General features: G+C 34.4%; 1 protein-coding gene. It reads right to left on the bottom strand.

Going from position 1 to position 1,318, the window contains the following annotated elements:
• Positions 1-373: 373 nt before the first annotated feature.
• Positions 374-577 (bottom strand): hypothetical protein, encoded by a 204-nt coding sequence (locus C7H79_RS17155; protein ID WP_106708433.1) that lies wholly within the window; start codon positions 575-577, stop codon positions 374-376.
• Positions 578-1,318: the final 741 nt, after the last annotated feature.

Below are 1,318 nucleotides of genomic sequence, written 5' to 3'. Positions count from 1 at the left end.
TTAAATTATTTAATATCCGAAAGCTAAAAAAATAAATATAAATTTATTCCATATGACTGCATAATTCAATCCAGTTTTTCGAGAAAATTATATTTATGCTTAATCTTCTTTCATTCTTCTTCTGGACCGGGTTCGGGTATGGGATCCAGATGTCAAAGAATATGTGGGAGTTGAATTGATCAGGAATAGGGTCAGGTATGGGATTAGGGGTTGAGAAAATGTTCCGGTTCATTTGAGTATCCGTGTATATTCAAATAAATTCCAAAAATCCAAAATCATCATCATCTCAGACTAATTCATCTAAAACAGTCTAGGCAACTTGCTAATTGATGAAACATCTTATTACCTGATTCAACAAGTGTCTTAACAAGTTTTATTTATTCGTTGGGGTATTTTCAAAAATCTCAATTTTATAATTTTCTTGCTGATCAGCATTCACAACTCCATTCACTATTGCTTTATTCCAAGCATCTGTAATATAGTCCTCTTGTTTAAAAACATCATCTGCCAAGTTAAACGAGAATTGAATTTTTACACGACCTGAAGACTTTTCAATAATCTGGACCTTCTTAAGCATATAGCCTCATAGTAATAAATTTACGAATGAATGGAAGGTAATCCTCCCAATAAGCATTAAATATGAACACTATTTCCACGAGGAATATTAGATGGCTTGGAAAGGCTATATTAAAGATTTATTCGTTTTAATTTACAACCATAGCATGCTCGATTTAACCGCTATAAGAAATGTTGCAATACTAATTATTTTGTTTGTTATTTCGCTGCTGAAACTTAAAACGTATCAAAAAATTGCTTAAGTTGAGTCAAGTCTGGATCAATTAGAGTCCAGGTCGTTCCTATAATAAGTACGCTACATAAGACTAACGATAAATATAAAATAAAAAATGAAGGGTTAGATTTCTTATCAGTGCAATCATTTTCATCTAAGTACATAGGAAGCTCCCGAAGAGAGTAAATGATTTATTGTCTCAGCATTAAGATAAATTCTCTGTGCGATATCTAACAATATATAACTAATGAATTTGCAACCATTGAGGAGGCGGAACTTACCGCGACACTATGGTTGTGGATTTACAATAATGAACGTCCGAATATGGCACTCGGAGGTATTACACCAGCGATGAAGCTGGCAGAAGGTTTTAAACTAAAACTCTCTACTGTAAGCTCCCAATAAAAAGGGGAGATTACCGTTACAGTAGACTTGTAGTAGGAAAGTTAGGGAGTCGTTATTAGGTGTGCTGGCTGTAATTAATAACAGGTAAACCCCCGGCTCAGCCGGGGGACTCCCGAAGGTTTG

Source organism: Nitrosomonas supralitoralis, assembly GCF_003011925.2.
GTDB classification, from domain to species: domain Bacteria; phylum Pseudomonadota; class Gammaproteobacteria; order Burkholderiales; family Nitrosomonadaceae; genus Nitrosomonas; species Nitrosomonas supralitoralis.
The sequence above is the reverse complement of the archived record's forward strand: the minus strand, read 5'-3'. Positions and strand labels throughout refer to the sequence as shown.

What these genes read in the sequence shown, in the direction of transcription:
- C7H79_RS17155 (WP_106708433.1), bottom strand. Translation starts at nt 577, where the DNA reads ATGCTTAAGAAGGTCCAGATTATTGAAAAGTCTTCAGGTCGTGTAAAA.